The organism is Aeromonas sp. s3, assembly GCF_040907805.1.
Lineage (GTDB): Bacteria > Pseudomonadota > Gammaproteobacteria > Enterobacterales > Aeromonadaceae > Aeromonas > Aeromonas dhakensis.
The window spans coordinates 166,508-185,657 of sequence record NZ_JBFOCQ010000034.1 but is presented as its reverse complement, the minus strand read 5'-3'; the positions used below and the strand labels follow the sequence as shown (position 1 = coordinate 185,657).

At 62.5% G+C, this 19,150-nt stretch carries 15 protein-coding genes; all 15 read left to right on the top strand.

The window, feature by feature from the left end:
• Nucleotides 1-3: 3 nt before the first annotated feature.
• Entirely contained in the window at nt 4-318 is a 315-nt protein-coding gene (gene ftsL, locus AB5Y98_RS21615) for a cell division protein FtsL (protein ID WP_005305726.1), read from the top strand.
• Nucleotides 315-2,069 (top strand): peptidoglycan glycosyltransferase FtsI, encoded by a 1,755-nt coding sequence (locus tag AB5Y98_RS21610; protein ID WP_005305719.1) that lies wholly within the window; start codon nt 315-317, stop codon nt 2,067-2,069. Before ftsL ends, AB5Y98_RS21610 begins: the two co-directional genes overlap by 4 nt.
• A complete protein-coding gene (murE, locus tag AB5Y98_RS21605; RefSeq protein WP_368232911.1) occupies nt 2,050-3,534 on the top strand; it encodes a UDP-N-acetylmuramoyl-L-alanyl-D-glutamate--2,6-diaminopimelate ligase in 1,485 nt (494 codons plus the stop codon). Before AB5Y98_RS21610 ends, murE begins: the two co-directional genes overlap by 20 nt.
• Nucleotides 3,531-4,886, top strand: a complete 1,356-nt coding sequence (gene murF / locus AB5Y98_RS21600) for a UDP-N-acetylmuramoyl-tripeptide--D-alanyl-D-alanine ligase (RefSeq protein ID WP_139397689.1) — start codon at nt 3,531-3,533, stop codon at nt 4,884-4,886. Before murE ends, murF begins: the two co-directional genes overlap by 4 nt.
• Complete coding sequence (mraY, locus tag AB5Y98_RS21595; RefSeq protein WP_005305710.1) at nt 4,880-5,962, top strand: phospho-N-acetylmuramoyl-pentapeptide-transferase; 1,083 nt, start codon at nt 4,880-4,882, stop codon at nt 5,960-5,962. The genes murF and mraY overlap by 7 nt, the downstream gene beginning before the upstream one ends.
• 3 nt (nt 5,963-5,965) lie before the next feature.
• On the top strand, nt 5,966-7,249 hold the full coding sequence (gene murD / locus AB5Y98_RS21590; protein ID WP_005305707.1) for a UDP-N-acetylmuramoyl-L-alanine--D-glutamate ligase: 1,284 nt from the start codon (nt 5,966-5,968) through the stop codon (nt 7,247-7,249).
• Nucleotides 7,246-8,427, top strand: coding sequence for a cell division protein FtsW (ftsW, locus tag AB5Y98_RS21585; protein WP_010635948.1), 1,182 nt, complete (start codon nt 7,246-7,248; stop codon nt 8,425-8,427). The genes murD and ftsW overlap by 4 nt, the downstream gene beginning before the upstream one ends.
• Complete coding sequence (murG, locus tag AB5Y98_RS21580) at nt 8,427-9,506, top strand: undecaprenyldiphospho-muramoylpentapeptide beta-N-acetylglucosaminyltransferase (RefSeq protein ID WP_368232908.1); 1,080 nt, start codon at nt 8,427-8,429, stop codon at nt 9,504-9,506. The genes ftsW and murG overlap by 1 nt, the downstream gene beginning before the upstream one ends.
• 2 nt (nt 9,507-9,508) lie before the next feature.
• Complete coding sequence (gene murC, locus AB5Y98_RS21575) at nt 9,509-10,963, top strand: UDP-N-acetylmuramate--L-alanine ligase (RefSeq protein ID WP_010635950.1); 1,455 nt, start codon at nt 9,509-9,511, stop codon at nt 10,961-10,963.
• 97 nt (nt 10,964-11,060) lie between these two features.
• Nucleotides 11,061-11,813, top strand: a complete 753-nt coding sequence (locus AB5Y98_RS21570) for a cell division protein FtsQ/DivIB (RefSeq protein WP_005305694.1) — start codon at nt 11,061-11,063, stop codon at nt 11,811-11,813.
• The gene (gene ftsA / locus AB5Y98_RS21565) at nt 11,794-13,053 is read left to right on the top strand and encodes a cell division protein FtsA (protein ID WP_005305690.1); all 1,260 of its coding nucleotides are present in this window, start codon (nt 11,794-11,796) and stop codon (nt 13,051-13,053) included. The genes AB5Y98_RS21570 and ftsA overlap by 20 nt, the downstream gene beginning before the upstream one ends.
• 40 nt (nt 13,054-13,093) lie before the next feature.
• Complete coding sequence (ftsZ, locus tag AB5Y98_RS21560; RefSeq protein ID WP_005305686.1) at nt 13,094-14,245, top strand: cell division protein FtsZ; 1,152 nt, start codon at nt 13,094-13,096, stop codon at nt 14,243-14,245.
• Nucleotides 14,246-14,346: 101 nt separating this feature from the next.
• Entirely contained in the window at nt 14,347-15,270 is a 924-nt protein-coding gene (gene lpxC / locus AB5Y98_RS21555) for a UDP-3-O-acyl-N-acetylglucosamine deacetylase (RefSeq protein WP_011707578.1), read from the top strand.
• A gap of 140 nt (nt 15,271-15,410) precedes the next feature.
• Nucleotides 15,411-16,316, top strand: coding sequence for a M23 family metallopeptidase (locus AB5Y98_RS21550; RefSeq protein WP_005305673.1), 906 nt, complete (start codon nt 15,411-15,413; stop codon nt 16,314-16,316).
• Nucleotides 16,317-16,375: 59 nt separating this feature from the next.
• Entirely contained in the window at nt 16,376-19,093 is a 2,718-nt protein-coding gene (secA, locus tag AB5Y98_RS21545) for a preprotein translocase subunit SecA (RefSeq protein WP_010635954.1), read from the top strand.
• The last annotated feature ends 57 nt before the right edge of the window (nt 19,094-19,150 follow it).

Here is a 19,150-nt window from a genome sequence, read left to right as displayed (position 1 = left end):
GCCATGAGCGAGGTGCGTGTTCATCTGGCCAGGGAGATCCTCGGCGATCTCTGGCGGCACAAGCTGCAGGTGGTGCTGGCCATCGCCGTGCTGATCACCGCCTTTGCGGTGATCCTGGTGACCAACATGACCCGCGGCCTGACCGCCAAGCAGAATGACCTGATGGCGGAGGAGGATCGCCTCAACATCGAATGGCGCCACCTGCTGCTGGAGCAGGGCACGCTGGCAGAGCACTCCCGGGTCGCGAGTCTGGCCATGGACAAGTTGCAGATGGCTCGCCCGCTGGTGACCACCGAGAAGGTAATTACACAACCATGAAACGCAAGGCATCCGCCAAGGCCCAACCCAAGGTCAAAGCCCCGTCACTCTATCCGTGGCGCTTTCGCACGCTGGTGTTCTTCATCGGCATTGCGTTTGCCGGCTTGATCCTGCGGCTGGCCTGGATCCAGGTGATCGACCCGGACAGGCTGCGTCAGGAGGGGGACATGCGCTCGCTGCGTACCACCTCCACCCAGGCGGTGCGTGGCATGATCACCGATCGCAACGGTGAACAGCTGGCGGTATCGGTACCGGTCGAAGCGGTGTGGGCCGATCCCAAGACGGTGCATGAATCCGGTGCCATCCACAACGAACGCGCCTGGATGGCGCTCTCCGCCGTGCTCAAGCTCGACATCAACACCCTCAAGCACCGTATCTCCAACCCGAGCAAGCGCTTCGTCTACCTGCAGCGGCAGGTGACGCCGGCGGTGTCCGAGTACATCAAGGGGCTCAAGCTGGGCGGCATCTACCTGCGTCCGGAGTCACGCCGTTTCTACCCGACCGGCGAGATCAGCGCCCATCTGGTGGGGGTGACCAACATTGATGGGCACGGCATCGAGGGGATCGAGCGCAGCTATGACGAATGGCTGACCGCGACCCCGGGCGAGATGCGGGTGCGCAAGGACCGGCAGGGCCGGGTCATCGAGCGGCTCGGTCTGGTGAAAGAGGGCAAGAATGCCAATGATCTGCAGCTGAGCATCGATCAGCGGGTACAGGCGCTGGCTTACCGGGCACTCAAGCGGGCCACCGACGAGAACAAGGCGACCTCCGGCTCCATGGTGATGCTGGACGTGAAGACCGGCGAGGTGCTCGCCATGGTCAACACCCCCTCCTACAACCCCAACAACCGCGGTCAGTACCAGAGTTTCCGGGTGCGCAACCGGGTGGTGACCGACACCTATGAACCGGGCTCCACCGTCAAGCCCCTGATCCTGCTGAGTGCCCTGCAGGCCGGCGTCACCAGCTGGAAGGACACCATCCAGGGCGGCCCCCTGTTCATCGGGGCCAAGCAGATCCGCGATGTGAGTATTCACAAGGCGACCAACCTGTACGACATTCTGCGCTACTCCTCCAACATCGGCATGTCGCGCATCGCGCTGCGGATGCCGGCCCAGGAGATGATCAACACCCTCAGCATGGTGGGTTTCGGGATGGATACCGGCAGCGGCCTGATGGGTGAGAGCAGCGGCATGCTGCCCCAGCGCCGGCGCTGGTCCGATATCGAACGGGCCACCCTGTCGTTCGGCTATGGCCTGCGGGTGACCCCGCTGCAGCTGGCTTCTGCCTATGCCACTCTGGCCAACAAGGGCAAGCGGGTGCCCATCTCCATCGTCAAGGTGAGCGAGCCGCCCAAGGGCGAGCAGGTCATCGATCATAACAACGCTACTGCCATGCTGCAGGCGCTGGAGTACGTGGTCGACAACGCCATTCCGAAAGCCAAGATCCCGGGCTACCGGGTCGGCGGCAAGAGTGGTACCGCCAAGGTCGCCGTGGCCGGCGGCTACGGCAAGGATTACATGGCCTGGTTCGCCGGCTTCGCCCCGGCCAGCAACCCGCGCTTCGTCATGGTGGTGGTGATCAACGAGCCCAAGGGCGATGCCTACTACGGTGGCGCCGTGGCGACCCCGCCGTTTGCCGAAGCCATGGGCGGGGTGCTGCAACTCTTCAATATTCGTCCCGACGCGGTGCCGCCTGCGGTACCCACCAAACTTGCCCGTACGGAGGCTTCCAATGTTGTCCCGCGCACTTGATCAGCTGATGCGCCCCTTTGGCATTACTGCCCCGGCGCTCGCACTCACCGACATCCAGCTGGACAGTCGGCGCGTCGGGCCCGGTTGTCTCTTCGTGGCGATTCGCGGGCATCAGGTGGATGGCAGACGGTTTATCGAACAGGCGGTGGCTCAGGGAGCGACCGCCGTACTGTTTGAAGAGGACGGGGAATTCGTGGCACCAGCGCTGGCCGTGCCCTGCATCGGCGTGCCCAACCTGCCGGCCCGCCTCTCCGAGCTGGCCGGCTATTTCTACGACCAGCCGGCCAGCAAGCTGGCGCTGGTGGGAATCACAGGCACCAACGGCAAGAGCACCACGGCACTGCTGGTCGCCAACTGGCGTACCCTGCTGGGGGGCAAGGCCGGGGTGATGGGCACGATCGGCAACGGCCTGTTTGGCAACCTGATCGAAGCTGAGAACACCACCGGCAGCGCGCTGCAGGTACAAGCCAATCTGGCCGCCCTGCAGGCGCAGGGGGCGGATCTGGTGGCGATGGAGGTTTCCAGCCACGGTCTGGTGCAGCATCGCGTGGCGGCCCTGCCGTTTGCCGCAGCCGTGTTCACCAACCTGAGCCGGGATCACCTGGACTATCACGGCACCATGGAGGCCTATGGTGCCGCCAAGGAAGAGCTGCTGAAACTGGTGGCAGAACCTTGCGCCGTGCTCAATGCCGATGACCGCCTGGGTCGCCAGTGGCTGGCCGCTTATCCGGCCGCGGTGGCGTTCAGCGTGCACGGCCCGGTTGCCAATCACCCGGGGCGACAGCTGACGGCGCAAGACCCCCATTTCCACCAGCAAGGTTTTCGCACGCAGATTAACTCCAGTTGGGGGAATGGTGTATTATCCGCCCCCTTGCTCGGGCGCTTCAACGTCAGCAACGTGCTGGCCGCGATGGGCGCCATGCTGGTGCTCGGCTATGACTTCGACGAGTTGCTGACCACCGCGCCGCAACTGCAGCCGGTGACCGGTCGCATGGAGTGTTTCGGTGGCGGCAAGGCGCCGCTCGCCGTGGTCGATTATGCCCACACGCCGGATGCGCTGGAGAAGGCGCTGCAGGCCCTGCGGGTGCACTGTGAAGGACGGCTCTGGTGCCTGGTGGGATGTGGTGGCGACAGGGATCGCGGCAAGCGTCCCATGATGGCCGCCATGGCCGAGCTGCATGCGGATCGCGTGATCCTGACCGACGACAACCCCCGTACCGAGGAGCCGGCCCGGATCATGGCCGACATGGTGGCGGGTCTTCGCGATCCCGGTGCCGTGCAGATCGAGCACGACAGGGTCAAGGCGATCCAGCTGGCGCTGAGCCAAGCAAACAAACAGGACATCATCCTGGTGGCCGGTAAAGGCCACGAGGATTATCAGATCATTGGAACCGACAAGCGGCACTACAGCGACCGGGAAACCGTCGCGGCCGCCTTGCACACATTATTGGAGTCATTCGCATGATGACCCTCAGGCTTGCCGAGCTGGCGCAGGTACTCGATGCCCGTCTGATTGGTGAAGACGAAGCGATCACGGCTGTCAGTACCGACACCCGTACCCTGGGCGCCGGCGCGCTGTTCGTGGCGCTGCGCGGCGAGCGTTTCGATGCCCACGATTTCTGCGACCAGGCTGTGGCCGCCGGTGCCTCCGCCCTGCTGGTGGAGCGTGAACTGCCGCTGGCGATCCCCCAGCTGGTGGTGGCCGATACCCTCAAGGGGCTGGGTCGCCTCGGCCGGCTGGTGCGCGAGCGCATCAACCCGAAAGTGCTGGCCATCACCGGCAGCTGCGGCAAGACCACGGTGAAAGAGATGGCGACTGCCATTCTGCGCCAGGAAGGGGAAGTGCTGGCCACCGCCGGCAACTTCAACAACGAGGTGGGAGTGCCGCTCACCCTGCTGCGCCTCGAGCCGCAACACCGGTTCGCGGTGATGGAGCTGGGGGCCAACCACCCGGGCGAGATCGCCTGGACCACCTCATTGGCCAGACCCGATGCCGCCATCATCAACAACGTGGCGGCCGCCCATCTGGAGGGCTTCGGCTCGCTGGAAGGGGTGTTCCACGCCAAGAGCGAGATTTTTGAGGGGCTGGGTGAAGGTGGCACCGCCATCGTCAACGCCGACAACGAGTTCTGGCCCAAATGGCAGGCCCGCGGCATTCACTGCGCCTTCTCCATCGAGGATCAGCGTCAGCCGTTCCACGCCAGCAACGTGGTGATCAATCAGCAGGGTTGTGCCGAGTTCGTCATGGTGACCCCGCAGGGTGAAGTGAGCCTGACTCTGGCCATTCCGGGCCGCCACAACGTGGCCAACGCCCTGGCCGCCGCCGCCGGCACGCTGGCGCTCGGCGCTTCGCTCGCCTCGGTCAAGGCCGGGCTCGAGCAGATGGCGCCGGTCAAGGGCCGCTTCTGCGTCCAGCGCTGGGGTGGCCTCACCCTGGTGGACGACACCTACAACGCCAGCGTGGAGTCCGTGCTGGCGGGCATCGATACCTTGACTGCCATGAACGGCTACAAGGTGCTGGTGTTCGGTGACATGAAGGAGCTGGGTGAGGAGTCCGCCGAGCAGCACGCCCGAGTCGGTCGCCACGCCCGTGAGCGCGGTCTGGATGCCGTGCTGACCGTAGGAGAACAGAGTCGCCACACCGCAGATGCCGCGGCTGGCCGACATTTCGATAACAAGGCGTCGTTGTTTGAAGTGCTTGCGCAAATGATAAAAACACATCAAGAAATTTCGATTCTGGTCAAGGGTGCCCGCGGCTCCCGCATGGAAGATATCGTCGAGATGGTCAAAGACCATCAGGAGTCGGCCACATGCTAGTCTGGCTGGCGGAACTGCTCACCCCGCACTTCACCTTCTTCAACGTCTTCTCCTACCTGACGTTTCGCGCCATCTTGTCGATCATCACCGGTCTGGTGGTGGCGCTCTGGATGGGGCCACGCCTCATCCGCCGCCTGCAGATCCTCAAATTCGGCCAGGTGATCCGCAATGACGGCCCCGAGTCACACCTGAGCAAGAAAGGCACCCCGACCATGGGCGGCCTGATGATCATCGCCGCCATCTTCATCTCTGTGCTGCTCTGGTGCCGTCTCGACAACCCCTATGTGTGGCTGGTGCTGTTCGTGCTGGGTGCCTACGGTGCCATCGGCTTCGCCGATGACTACCTCAAGGTGGTGCGCAAGAACACCGACGGCCTGATCGCCCGCTGGAAGTACTTCTGGCAGTCCGCCGTTGCGCTGGGGGTGGCGGTATTCCTCTACGCCACGGCCACTCACGACGGTCAGACCCAGCTGGTGGTGCCCTTCCTCAAGGACGTGATGCCGCAGCTCGGCCTGATGTTCATCGTACTGACCTATTTCGTCATCGTCGGCACCTCCAACGCGGTCAATCTCACGGATGGTCTGGATGGTCTGGCCATCATGCCGACCGTGATGGTGGCGGGGGGCTTCGCCTTCATCGCCTGGGCCACCGGCAACGTCAATTTCGCCAGCTACCTGCACATTCCCTACGTGCCCTATACCTCCGAGCTGGTGATCGTCTGTACCGCCATCGTCGGTGCCGGTCTGGGGTTCCTCTGGTTCAACACCTATCCGGCCCAGGTCTTCATGGGGGATGTGGGTTCCCTGGCGCTGGGCGGCGCGCTTGGCACCATCGCCGTGCTGGTGCGTCAGGAGTTTCTGCTGGTGATCATGGGCGGGGTCTTCGTGATGGAGACCGTCTCCGTGATCCTGCAGGTGGGGTCCTACAAGCTGCGCGGCGTGCGCATCTTCCGCATGGCGCCGATCCATCACCACTATGAGAAGAAGGGCTGGCCTGAGCCGCGCGTCATCGTGCGCTTCTGGATCATCACCCTCATGCTGGTGCTGCTCGGCCTTGCCACCCTGAAGGTGAGGTAAGCCATGGTCATCATCATCGGACTCGGCAAAACCGGACTCTCCTGCGTCGACTACTTCCTCGGCCGTGGCGTCACGCCGCTGGTGATGGACACCCGCGCCAACCCGCCCGGTAAGGATCAGCTGCCGCCCGAGGTGGAGCTCATTCACGGGCTAGACGGCGAGCGCCTCAAGCAGGCGCACATGATAGTGGCGAGCCCGGGCATAGCCCTGGCCACCCCCGAGCTGAAAGCCGCCGCCGAGTGCGGGGTACAGATCGTCGGTGACATCGAGCTGTTTGTGCGCGACACCGAAGTGCCGGTCATCGCCATCACCGGTTCCAACGGCAAGAGCACTGTGACTACCCTGGTGGGCGAGATGATCGCCGAAGCCGGCCTCAAGGTCGGGGTTGGTGGCAACATAGGCACGCCGGCGCTTGAGCTGCTCAAGCAGCCGATGGATCTCTGCGTGCTGGAGCTCTCCAGCTTCCAGCTGGAGACCACCCACAGCCTGCGCGCCGCCGCTTCCGTGGTATTGAACCTCAGTGAAGATCATATGGATCGCTATCAGGGCATGGCCGACTACCGCGCCGCCAAGATGGAGATCCATCAGCACTCCCAGCACATTCTGGTCAATCGTGACGATGCCCAGACCCTGCCCGATGTGGGTCAGGTGTGGCAGAGCTTCGGCCTCGACTGCAACGGTTACGGCCGCTGTGAATTGGAGGGGCGCCAGTGGCTGACCCTGCACGGCGAGCCGTTGCTGGCGGTGGACGAGATGAAGATCGTCGGTGCCCACAACCAGGCCAACGCGCTGGCCGCCATGGCCCTGTGCGATGCGGTGGGCATTCCGCGTGAGCCCCAGCTCGCCGTGCTGCGCCGCTTCGAGGGGTTGCCGCACCGCGCCCGCTTCGTGCGCGAGGTGAACGGGGTGCGCTGGATCAACGACTCCAAGGCCACCAACGTGGGGGCGACCCTGGCTGCCGTGGCCGGGGTGCGTGAATCGGTGAAAGGCCGTCTGCTGCTGCTGGCCGGCGGCCAGGGCAAGGGCCAGGATTTCGGCCCGGTGCAGGCCCTGCTCGGCAGCCAGATCGATCACATGTACTGCTTCGGCCAGGATGCCGAGGTGCTGCTGGCACTGGGTGAGCAGACCGAGCGGGTTGCCGATCTCGATGCCGCGGTCGCCAAGGCGGCTGCCGATGCCAGGCCCGGCGACTGGGTGCTGCTGGCACCCGCCTGCGCCAGCCTGGACCAGTTCAAGTCTTTCGAAGCGCGCGGTGATCGTTTCACCGAGCTGGTGATGGCCTTATGAACGCCCTGCGCACAGTAGCGGGCTTCCTGCAGCGCTGGCTGTTGCCGGCACGCCCTGCCGGTCTCTACGACCGGCAGCTGGTGGTGCTGGCGCTGGCGCTGATGGCGGTGGGTCTGGTGATCGTGGCCTCTGCCTCGATCCCGGAGGGGATCGCCATCAACAACGATCCCTTCATGTTCGTGAAGCGCCATGGCCTGTTCTTGCTGATGGCGCTCGGGGTCTCCTGGTTCGTACTGCAGGTGCCCATGGCCCGCTGGCAGCACTACAACGGCCCCATGCTGCTGCTGGCCATCGTCATGCTGGTGCTGGTGTTGCTGGTGGGGCGCAGCGTCAACGGCTCGGTGCGCTGGTTGCCGCTCGGCCCCTTCAACCTGCAGCCGGCCGAGTTTGGCAAGCTGGCACTGTTTGTCTATCTGGCCGGCTACCTGGTGCGCCGCCAGAGCGAGGTACGCGAGCGCTTCATCGGCTTCATGAAGCCGATGGCGGTGCTGTTCGTGGTGGCCATCCTGCTGCTGGCACAGCCTGACCTGGGTTCTGTGGTGGTGATGTTCGTGACGTCGCTGGGCATGCTGTTCTTGGCTGGCGCCCGCCTGGTGCAGTTCATCGGCCTCATCCTGGTGGGGGTGAGCGCGGTAGTGACCCTGATCATCGCCGAGCCCTACCGGATGCGGCGGGTCACCTCCTTCCTCGACCCCTGGGCCGATCCGTTCGGCAGCGGCTACCAGCTGACCCAGTCGCTGATGGCCTTCGGTCGTGGCAGCTGGTTTGGCGAGGGGCTCGGCAACTCCATCCAGAAGATGGAGTACCTGCCGGAAGCTCACACCGACTTCGTGTTTGCGATCCTGGGTGAAGAGCTGGGGTATGTGGGCGTGCTGGGCGCGCTCTTCCTCATCTTCGCGCTCTCGGTCAAGGCGCTCAAGCTGGGCCATCAGGCGCTGGTGGCGGAGCGGTTATATGAAGGCTATCTGGCCATCGGCATCGGCATCTGGTTCAGCTTCCAGACCTTCGTCAACGTCGGCGCCGCCAGCGGCATGATGCCGACCAAGGGTCTGACCCTGCCGCTGGTCAGTTATGGTGGTTCGAGCCTCATCATCATGATGGTGGCGGTGAGCATGTTGATTCGTATCGATTTCGAGTTGCGTCAGGCCAGTGCCCAGGCGCGCGTGCGGGAGGTTTAGTGAGCAAGACGCTGTTGGTGATGGCAGGCGGTACCGGGGGCCACGTGTTCCCCGGTCTGGCCGTGGCCGATCGCCTCAAGGCCCAGGGCTGGACCATTCACTGGCTCGGCACCGCCGACCGGATGGAGGCGGAGCTGGTGCCTGCCCATGGTTATCCCATCTCCTTCATCGATATCCAGGGGGTGCGTGGCAATGGCATCAAGCGGCTGCTGGCGGCCCCCTATCGCATCGTCAAATCCGTGCTGCAGGCGCGCCGGGTGCTCAAGACCATTCGCCCCGACGTGGTGCTCGGCATGGGCGGCTTTGCCTCCGGTCCGGGTGGCGTGGCCGCCTGGCTGTCCGGCATCCCGTTGCTGCTGCACGAACAGAATGCTACGGCCGGCATGACCAACAAGCTGCTGGCCCGTCTCGCCAAGCGGGTGCTGATGGCCTTCCCGGGCGCCTTTGCCCCGAGCCGTCGCACCGCCGTGGTGGGCAACCCGGTGCGCCCCGAGGTGGTGGCCCTGCCGGATCCGCAACTGCGCAGCAGTGCAGAGCCGCTGCGGCTGCTGATCGTCGGTGGCAGCCTGGGGGCCCGGGTGCTCAACGAGCAGGTGCCGCCGGCGGTGGCGGCGGCCGGTGTGCCCATCGAGGTGCGTCACCAGTGCGGCAAGGGCAATCGCGATGCCGTGGCCGAGGCCTACGCCAAGCAGGGTGTTGCGGCCGAGGTGAGTGAATTTATCAAGGACATGGCCGGTGCCTATGCCTGGGCAGACCTGGTGGTGTGCCGGGCCGGGGCGCTGACCGTCTCCGAAGTCGCCGCCGCCGGGGTTGCCGCCATTTTTGTGCCGCTGCCCCACGCGGTGGATGATCACCAGACCCGCAACGCCCTGACTCTGGTCGACGGCGGTGCGGCTGAATTCCTGCCCCAATCCGAGCTGACCACGGCCTCGCTGGCTGCGCGTCTCTCCTGGCTTGCCGGGCGCAGGGAAACCCTATTGAACATGGCCCAGGCCGCCCGTCGCGTCGCCATCATCGATGCCGCCGAGCGGGTCGCCGATGAGTGCAAACGCCTGGCGACCGGGCAGAGCGAGAGATGATTATGACCAAGGTTGAACTGGCAAAACTGCGTACCGTTATCCCTGAAATGCGCCGGGTGCGTCGCATTCACTTCATCGGCATCGGTGGGGCCGGGATGGGCGGTATCGCAGAAGTCCTTGCCAACGAAGGCTATCAGGTGACCGGCTCGGATCTGGCCCGCAATGCGGTGACCGAACGGCTCGAGTCCCTCGGTGCCCACATCTTCGTGGGCCACAGTGCCGAGCACGTGAACGAGGCGAGCGTGGTGGTGGTCTCTACCGCCATCAAGCAGGACAACCCCGAGCTGCTGGCTGCCCGCGAGCTGCGCATTCCTGTGGTGCGCCGCGCCGAGATGCTGGCCGAGCTGATGCGTTTCCGCCATGGCATCGCCATCGCCGGCACCCACGGCAAGACCACCACCACCAGTCTGGTGGCGAGCATCTATGCCGAAGCGGACCGGGATCCGACCTTCGTCATCGGTGGCCTGCTCAATAGCGCCGGCACCAATGCCCGCCTGGGCAGCAGCCGCTATCTGATTGCCGAAGCGGACGAGAGCGACGCCTCCTTCCTGCATCTGCAGCCGATGGTTTCCATCGTGACCAACATTGAAGCGGATCACATGGACACCTATGGTGGCGACTTCTCCAAGCTGAAGGCCACCTTCATCGACTTTTTGCACAATCTGCCGTTCTACGGGCTGGCCGTGGTGTGCGTGGATGACCCGGTGATCCGCGGCATGCTGCCGGAGATCGCGCGTCCCACCATCACCTATGGCCTGAGTGATGATGCCGACGTGCAGGTGCTGGACTTCGTGCAGACCAGCAACCGCAGCCGTTTCCGGGTCCGTCGCAAGGATGCCGGCGAGCTGGAGGTAACCCTCAATCTGCCCGGCATCCACAATGCCCTCAATGCCGCCGCGGCGATTGCGGTCGCCACCGAGGACGGGATCGGCGATGATGCCATCATCCGGGCGCTGGCCAAGTTTGAAGGGGTGGGTCGCCGCTTCCAGCAATATGGCGAGTTCGAGACCGGCCGCGGCAAGGCCATGCTGGTGGACGACTACGGTCACCACCCGAGCGAGGTCAAGGTCACCATCAACGCGGCCCGCGCCGGCTGGCCCGAGAAGCGACTGGTGATGGTGTTCCAGCCGCACCGCTACACCCGCACCCGCGATCTCTATGAAGATTTCGCTGACGTGCTCTCCAAGGTGGACGTGCTGGTGATGCTGGAGGTCTATGCCGCCGGTGAAGAGCCTATTCCGGGCGCCGATGGCCGCGCCCTGTGCCGCTCCATCCGCTCCCGCGGCAGTCTGGAACCCATCTTTGTCGCGACGCCGGACGATGTGCCGGCGGTACTGGCCGGGCTGGTCGGCGAGGGCGATCTGGTGCTGACTCAGGGGGCAGGGAACGTCGGGGCGCTGGCACGGCGTCTCGGCGAGATGAAATTGAGCATCGAGAGCATGAAATCCGGCGCCTGAGGGCCCAATGAGTATTTTGACCGCCAAGCCGGGGCCTATATAATGGCGAACCGGCCTGCAAAGGGCCGGCATGGCGTGTTAAACGGGGATCGATCGGGTGGAGGCAAGGGCACAAGGGCGCACCAAGGGAGGCTTCATCGCCGGGGTGGGATTTTTCCTCCTGGTCATGTGGGGCCTCTACCAGACCGCGCTGGATGTTAAAGATTGGCTGACGGATGCCAATCGGTTGCCCATGAGCGAGCTGTTGCTGCAGGGGCAACATCAGTATTTGCAAACCGATGAACTGCGCAGCGCCGTGCTGGATGGCGCCGAACTGCGCAACTTCTTCGAGTTGGACGTGAACGAATTGCAGGCGCGGTTGAACGCCTTGCCTTGGGTGGCCCAGGTCTCGGTACGCAAGAAGTGGCCCAACAAGATCAAGGTCTACCTCACCGAACAGGCGGTGGCGGCACGCTGGAACGGCAACCGCTTCGTCAACACCAAGGGTGAGGTGTTCAGTGCGCCGGACAGGGTGAAGACCCCCCTGATGCAGCTGTCCGGGCCAGAAGATCAGGCCGTCAAGGTGCTGGAGGCCAGCCGTCAGTACGAGGCGCAGCTGGCGGCCAGAGGATACAAGCTGCTGGGGGTGAATCTGACCCCTCGCCATGCCTGGGAACTGACCCTGGATGGCAACATTCAGCTGTTTTTGGGGCGCTCGGATATCGCGCTTCGACTGCAGCGGTTTATCGATGCCTTTCCGGTCATCGAGCCCCGTGAGCGGGTTGCTTACGTGGATCTTCGATACGACACCGGGATGGCAGTTGGCTGGAAGAAGAACGAAGAGAAAGTGAATGACCAAAACCGCAGATAGAAATCTGATTGTCGGACTGGATATCGGCACAACCAAGGTGGCGGTTCTGGTTGGCGAAGTGCTGCCAGACGGTGAGCTCAATGTCATCGGCATGGGCAGTCACGCCTCTCGTGGCATGGACAAGGGCGGGGTCAACGATCTCGATTCCGTGGTCAAGTCCCTGCGCCGTGCGGTGGAAGAGGCCGAGATGATGGCCGACTGCCAGATCAGCTCCGTCTATCTGGGGCTTTCCGGCAAGCACATCGACTGCCGCAACGAAACCGGCATGGTGCCCATCTCCGATGAAGAGGTGACCCAGGAAGATGTGGACAACGTCATCCACACCGCCAAGTCGGTGCGGTTGTCCGATGAACTGCGGGTGCTGCACGTGCTGCCTCAGGAGTTCGCCATCGACTACCAGGAAGGGATCAAGAACCCGGTCGGTCTGTCCGGCGTGCGGATGGCCGCCAAGGTGCACCTGATCACCTGCCACAACGACATGGCTCGCAACATCGAGAAGTGCGTTGAGAAGGTGGGTCTGCGGGTGGATCAGCTGATCTTCTCCGCCTTGGCGTCCAGCTACGCCGTGCTGACCGAAGACGAGAAAGAGCTGGGGGTCTGCGTGGTGGACATCGGTGGTGGCACCATGGACATGTCGCTGTTTACCGGCGGCGCCCTGCGTCACACCAAGGTGATCCCGTACGCCGGCAGCACGGTGACCAGCGACATCGCCTACGCCTTCGGCACTCCGCCGCTGGATGCGGAGGCGATCAAGGTGCGCTACGGCTGCGCCCTGGGCCGGCTGGTCAGCAAGGAAGACAATATTGAAGTACCCAGTGTCGGCGGTCGTCCGGCGCGCAGCCTGCAGCGGCAGACACTGGCCGAAGTGATCGAGCCCCGTTACACCGAGTTGCTCTCCATGGTGAATGATGAGCTGGTGCGGGTACAAAGCGAATTGAAAGCGCAGGGGGTCAAGCATCAGCTTGCAGCCGGTGTGGTCTTGACCGGCGGCGCTGCCCAGATCGAAGGCATTGTGGAGTGCGCAGAGCAGATCTTCCAGAGCCAGGTCCGGGTAGGGGAGCCCATGAATATCCGGGGATTGAGTGATTACGTGCAGGCGCCTGTGTACTCGACTGCGGTCGGGTTGCTGCAGTACGGCCGCACCCATCAATCCACCGGCAGTAGCAAGGAATATGCCGCCAAGGCAAGCGTAGGTGGGCTGGTCAAACGGGTCAGCAACTGGTTGCGTGGCGAGTTCTAAAAGATTTTGCTGAGTCAGGCAAATAAAGCGGAGAGACAACATGTTTGAATTTATGGATAGCCACACTGACGAAGCCGTCATCAAAGTGATTGGTGTGGGTGGCGGCGGCGGCAACGCAGTCGAACACATGGTTCGTCAAAACATCGAAGGTGTCGAGTTTATTACCGTCAACACCGACGCCCAGGCGCTGCGCAACTCCAGTGCCAACACAACCCTGCAGATCGGTGGTGGCATCACCAAGGGTCTGGGTGCCGGGGCCAACCCGGAAGTGGGTCGTGACGCGGCCATGGAAGATCGGGAAGCACTGCGCGAGCTGCTGACCGGCTCCGACATGGTGTTCATCGCCGCCGGCATGGGCGGTGGTACCGGTACCGGTGCAGCCCCGATCGTGGCTGAAGTGGCCCGCGAGATGGGTATCCTGACAGTAGCTGTCGTAACCAAGCCGTTCTCCTTCGAGGGGAAAAAACGGATGGGCTTTGCCGCTCACGGTATCGAAGAGCTGTCCAAGAACGTTGACTCCCTGATCACCATCCCCAACGACAAGTTGCTGAAGGTGCTGGGTCGTGGCATCTCCCTGCTGGACGCCTTCAAGGCTGCCAACGATGTGCTGCTGGGTGCGGTACAGGGCATTGCCGAGCTGATCACCCGTCCGGGTCTGATCAACGTCGACTTCGCGGACGTGCGTACCGTGATGCGTGAGATGGGTACCGCCATGATGGGTACCGGTTCCGCCTCCGGTGATGACCGTGCCGAAGAAGCGGCCGAGAAGGCCATCTCCAGCCCGCTGCTGGAAGACGTGGATCTGGCCGGTGCCCGCGGCATCCTGGTCAACATCACTGCCGGCATGGACATGACCATCGAAGAGTTCGAAACCGTGGGTAACGCGGTCAAGGCCTTCGCCTCCGAGAACGCCACCGTGGTGGTGGGTACCGTAATTGACCCGGAAATGCACGACGAACTGCGCGTGACTGTGGTTGCCACCGGTATCGGTGCCGAGCGCAAGCCCGACATCACCCTGGTGAAGAACAACATGGTCCAGGAACGTCCGGCTCGTCAGCCCCTGATCAGCGAAGCGCTGCAGTCTCGCGTGATGGAAGAGGCCCCGGCCAAGGTGGTGAACGCCGAGCCGCAAGCTCGTCGCGAACCGGATTATCTCGATATTCCTGCGTTCCTGCGCAAGCAAGCTGACTAAGCCTCTAATGACGCTGGTTTGTTTGTTGCTTAAGGAATGTGCTAAGATGGCCTGCCCACGACCATCTGGTCAGGAATTTGAGCTGTTAAGCGGATACGCCCATGATTAGACAAAGAACCTTGAAAACGAGTGTCCAGGCCACCGGTGTCGGCCTGCATTCGGGCCGGAAAGTCACAATGACGTTCCGTCCGGCGCCTGTTAACACAGGGATCGTTTACTTGCGTACCGATCTGAATCCTGTGGTAGAGCTGCCAGCCAATGCCGATCAGGTGCGTGATACCGTGCTTTGTACCGCTCTGGTGAACGAAGCCGGTGTCCGTGTCTCTACCATTGAGCACCTCTCTGCCGCACTGGCCGGGATGGGCATCGACAACCTCTATGTCGAGGTTGATGCGCCCGAGATCCCGGTGATGGACGGCAGTGCGCACCCCTTTATCTACCTGCTGCAAGAAGTTGGTATCCGTGAACAGAATGCCCCCAAGCAGTTTGTGCGGATCAAGCAGAGCATCCGGGTTGAAGACGGCGACAAGTGGGCGGAATTCCACCCCTATCGCAACGGCTTCAAGATGGATCTCGAGATCGACTTCCAGCATCCGGTATTTGAAGGACGCAATCAGCGTTGCGTGCTGGACTTCTCCGGTGCCTCTTTCGTGAAAGAGATCAGCCGTGCCCGTACCTTCGGCTTCATGCGTGACATCGAGTACCTGCGTTCCCAGAACCTGGCGCTGGGCGGCAGCCTGGAAAACGCCGTGGTGCTGGATGACTACCGGGTACTGAACGAAGATGGCCTGCGCTACGAAGACGAATTCGTCAAACACAAGATGCTGGATGCGATTGGCGATCTGTACATGTGCAATCGCAGCATCATTGGCGAATTCCGTGCCTACAAGACCGGCCATGCCCTGAACAACAAACTGCTGCGTGCCTTGCTGGCCAAGCAGGAGGCCTGGGAACTGGTGACCTTCGAGGGTGAGGGCGACAAAGCGCCTATCGCTTACTACGATAACGGTCTGGTTCTGGCCTGATAGCCGTGCAACGGAACGTCGGTCCTCTCTCCGCACCGACGTTCCGTCATTTGTTTACTCCATTCTGTAATACCGATTATCTCCCGGTTTTATTTTCCGTGTCGGCCCATGGCCACACCTGACCGAGCAGACTGATTTCTATGAGCATTACCCTGATCCTCCACGGTAAGCAGCGACGCAGGTTGCACTTGCCCAAACAACGTCTGGCCTGGGTCGGCGGTATCCTCTTCACTGTATTGGCCTTAGGGGGCGGCTGGCTCTGGCAGAGCTGGCAGCAAAAGATGGACGCGCTGGAAGTGGCGCTGGCCATGGCCGAACAGCAAAAATCCACGCAAGGGGCTGACGAAGCCCGCGAACAGCTTGCCATGCTGGCCGCCCAGGTGGGCACCATGCAGGGGCAACTGGGTCGACTCAATGCACTCGGTGAGCGGCTGACCGAAAAAGCCGACCTCGACCCCGAGGAGTTCAATTTCAAGGAGCTGCCCCCTATGGGCGGTCCCTCCTATGATGCGGATCTGGAAGTCAGCCTCAACGAGCTGCAGGACTCCATGAAGCATCTCAGCCAACAGCTCAGCAGTCGTGAAGAGCAGCTGTCGGTACTTGAATCTTTCATCATGAATCACCATATAACCGATGCCGGTTTCATCTCCGGGACACCGGTCAAGCAGGAGCGAGTTTGGGTCTCATCTGGCTTCGGTGGCCGGGTCGATCCGTTCAATGGTCGTGCCAAGATGCACAAAGGGGTGGATTTCCGCGGCAAGCCCGGCACCCCCATCCTGGCAACGGGCCCAGGCGTTGTAAGCTGGGCGGGCCGTCATCCGGAATTTGGCAACATGGTGGAGATCAACCACGGCAATGGTCTGGTGACCCGTTATGCCCACAACTCCAAGTTGCTGGTCGAAGTGGGCACCCTGGTCGATGAGGGCCAGAAAATTGCCTTGATGGGACGCACCGGTCGCGCGACCGGGGTCCATTTGCATTACGAAGTGTTGAAAGATGGTCGTCAGGTGGACCCCGCGCGTTTTCTCAATGCCAGACGGGGTTAGGTTTTTTTCTCCAGGTTCCAGTGACGGAACGCTTATATAACCAGAAATAGTTGGTACCCATGATTAGCACACTGCTTACCAAGATTATCGGCAGCCGGAACGACAGAACGCTCAAGGCTTTGCGTAAAATTGTAAAACAGATCAACGCGATGGAGCCGCAGTTCGAAGCTCTGTCCGATGCACAGCTGCAGGCCAAGACGGCCGAATATCGTCAGCGTCTGGAGCAGGGTGAGACGCTGGAGCAGCTACTGCCGGAGGCCTTTGCCACCGTGCGTGAAGCCTCCCGTCGGGTGTTCGGCATGCGTCACTTCGACGTGCAGCTGATCGGCGGCATGGTGCTGAACTCCAACCGCATCGCCGAAATGAAAACGGGTGAAGGTAAGACCCTCACCGCCACCCTGCCGGCCTACCTGAATGCCCTGAGCGGCCGCGGCGTGCACGTGGTGACGGTGAACGACTATCTGGCCAAGCGTGACGCCGAGGCGAACCGCCCGCTGTTTGCTTTCCTCGGCATGACCGTAGACTGCAACGTGCCCGGCATGGATGCGTCCCAGAAGCGTGACGCCTACGCCGCCGACATCACCTACGGTACCAACAACGAATTCGGTTTCGACTATCTGCGCGACAACATGGCGTTCTCGCCCGAGCAGCGCGTGCAGCGTCCGCTCAACTACGCGCTGGTGGATGAGGTGGACTCGGTGCTCATCGATGAAGCCCGGACCCCGCTCATCATCTCAGGCCCGGCCGAAGACAGTTCCGAGCTCTACATCCGCGTCAACAAGCTGATCCCGCTGCTGGTCAAGCAGGACAAGGAAGATTCCGAAGAGTACACCGGCGACGGCCACTACACGGTGGACGAGAAGAACCGCCAGGCGCTGCTGACCGAAAACGGCCAGATCTTCGTGGAAGAGCTGCTCAAGAAAGAGGGGCTGCTGGCCGAAGACGACTCCCTGTTCTCCGCCACCAACATCAGCCTGCTGCACCACGTCAACGCCGGCCTGCGCGCGCACACCCTGTTTGAACGCAACGTCGACTACATAGTCCAGAAGGACGAGATCGTCATCGTCGACGAGCACACCGGCCGTACCATGCCGGGTCGTCGCTGGTCCGACGGTCTGCACCAGGCGGTCGAGGCGAAGGAAGGGGTCAAGATCCAGAACGAGAACCAGACGCTGGCCTCCATCACCTTCCAGAACTACTTCCGTCTGTACGACAAACTGGCGGGCATGACGGGTACAGCCGATACCGAAGCCTTTGAATTCCAGCAGATTTATGGCCTGGATACCGTGGTTATCCCGACCAACAAGCCGATGGTGCGCAAGGACATGGGCGATCTGGTCTACCTGACCGCCAACGAGAAGTATGCCGCCATCATCGAAGACATCCGCGGTTGCGTCGAACGCGGCCAGCCAGTGCTGGTCGGTACCGTCTCCATCGAGAACTCCGAGCTGCTCTCCGGCATCCTGACCAAGGAGAAGATCCCGCACAAGGTGTTGAACGCCAAGTTCCACGCCATGGAGGCGGAGATCGTTGCCCAGGCCGGCCAGACCGGTGCCGTCACCATCGCCACCAACATGGCTGGTCGTGGTACTGACATAGTGCTGGGTGGCAACTGGCAAGCGGAAATCGCCCAGTTGGAGAACCCGAGCGAGGAGCAGATCGCCGAATTGAAGGCCGCCTGGCAGGTGCGCCACGATGCGGTGCTGGCCGCCGGTGGTCTGCACATTATCGGTACCGAGCGTCACGAGTCCCGTCGTATCGACAACCAGCTGCGCGGCCGTTCCGGTCGTCAGGGTGACCCGGGCTCCTCCCGCTTCTACCTCTCCATGGAAGATACCCTGATGCGGATCTTCGCCTCCGATCGCGTGACCGGCATGATGAAGAAGCTGGGCATGGAAGAGGGTGAAGCCATCGAGCACCCCTGGGTGACCAAGGCCATCGAGAACGCCCAGCGCAAGGTGGAAGGTCGCAACTTCGACATCCGCAAGAGCCTGCTGGAGTTTGACGACGTGGCCAACGACCAGCGCAAGGTGGTCTACGAGCAGCGCAACGAGCTGCTGGACACCAGCGACATCTCCGAGACCATCCACGTCATCCGTGACGACGTCTATGGCGCCATCATCGACGAGTACATCCCGCCCCAGTCTCTGGAAGAGATGTGGGACGTGCCGGGTCTGGAAGCCCGCCTGAAGTCCGACTTCGCCCTCGATCTGCCGCTGCAGCAGTGGCTGGCGGAAGACGACAAGCTGTATGAAGAGAAGCTGCGCGAGCGCATCCTGGATGAAGCCACCAAGCTCTATGCCCACAAGGAAGAGCTGGTTGGTAAAGAGGTGCTGCGCAACTTCGAGAAGGCGGTCATGTTGCAGACCCTGGACGGCCTGTGGAAAGAGCATCTGGCGGCCATGGATCACCTGCGTCAGGGCATCCATCTGCGCGGTTACGCCCAGAAGAACCCCAAGCAGGAGTACAAGCGCGAGTCCTTCGATCTGTTCACCCAGATGCTGGAGACCCTCAAGCGCGACGTGGTCAGCATCCTGAGCCGGGTACAGGTGCAGGAGCGCGACGTGGAGGCAATGGAAGAGCAGCAGCGCCAGCAGGCCGAAGCCGCTCCCCGTACCTACACCCACGCGACGGCCGACAATCAGCTGGCCGATGAAGAGCAGGCCGAAGCGGGCCCGGTCACCTTCGTGCGGGACGAGCAGAAGGTGGGGCGCAACGATCCCTGCCCCTGTGGCTCCGGCAAGAAATACAAGCACTGCCACGGTCAGTTGACCTGATAGCGCCATGACCATGATGCACCGCCTCCGGGCGGTGCATTCATTTCTGGCAAGGGA

Bases quoted from the DNA above. Each gene is read 5' to 3' on its own strand.
- AB5Y98_RS21550 (WP_005305673.1), top strand. From the start codon at position 15,411: ATGAGCATTACCCTGATCCTCCACGGTAAGCAGCGACGCAGGTTGCAC.
- lpxC (WP_011707578.1), top strand. From the start codon at position 14,347: ATGATTAGACAAAGAACCTTGAAAACGAGTGTCCAGGCCACCGGTGTC.
- mraY (WP_005305710.1), top strand. From the start codon at position 4,880: ATGCTAGTCTGGCTGGCGGAACTGCTCACCCCGCACTTCACCTTCTTC.
- murF (WP_139397689.1), top strand. From the start codon at position 3,531: ATGATGACCCTCAGGCTTGCCGAGCTGGCGCAGGTACTCGATGCCCGT.
- murE (WP_368232911.1), top strand. From the start codon at position 2,050: ATGTTGTCCCGCGCACTTGATCAGCTGATGCGCCCCTTTGGCATTACT.
- secA (WP_010635954.1), top strand. From the start codon at position 16,376: ATGATTAGCACACTGCTTACCAAGATTATCGGCAGCCGGAACGACAGA.
- murD (WP_005305707.1), top strand. From the start codon at position 5,966: ATGGTCATCATCATCGGACTCGGCAAAACCGGACTCTCCTGCGTCGAC.
- AB5Y98_RS21610 (WP_005305719.1), top strand. From the start codon at position 315: ATGAAACGCAAGGCATCCGCCAAGGCCCAACCCAAGGTCAAAGCCCCG.
- ftsL (WP_005305726.1), top strand. From the start codon at position 4: ATGAGCGAGGTGCGTGTTCATCTGGCCAGGGAGATCCTCGGCGATCTC.
- ftsZ (WP_005305686.1), top strand. From the start codon at position 13,094: ATGTTTGAATTTATGGATAGCCACACTGACGAAGCCGTCATCAAAGTG.
- ftsA (WP_005305690.1), top strand. From the start codon at position 11,794: ATGACCAAAACCGCAGATAGAAATCTGATTGTCGGACTGGATATCGGC.
- murC (WP_010635950.1), top strand. From the start codon at position 9,509: ATGACCAAGGTTGAACTGGCAAAACTGCGTACCGTTATCCCTGAAATG.
- ftsW (WP_010635948.1), top strand. From the start codon at position 7,246: ATGAACGCCCTGCGCACAGTAGCGGGCTTCCTGCAGCGCTGGCTGTTG.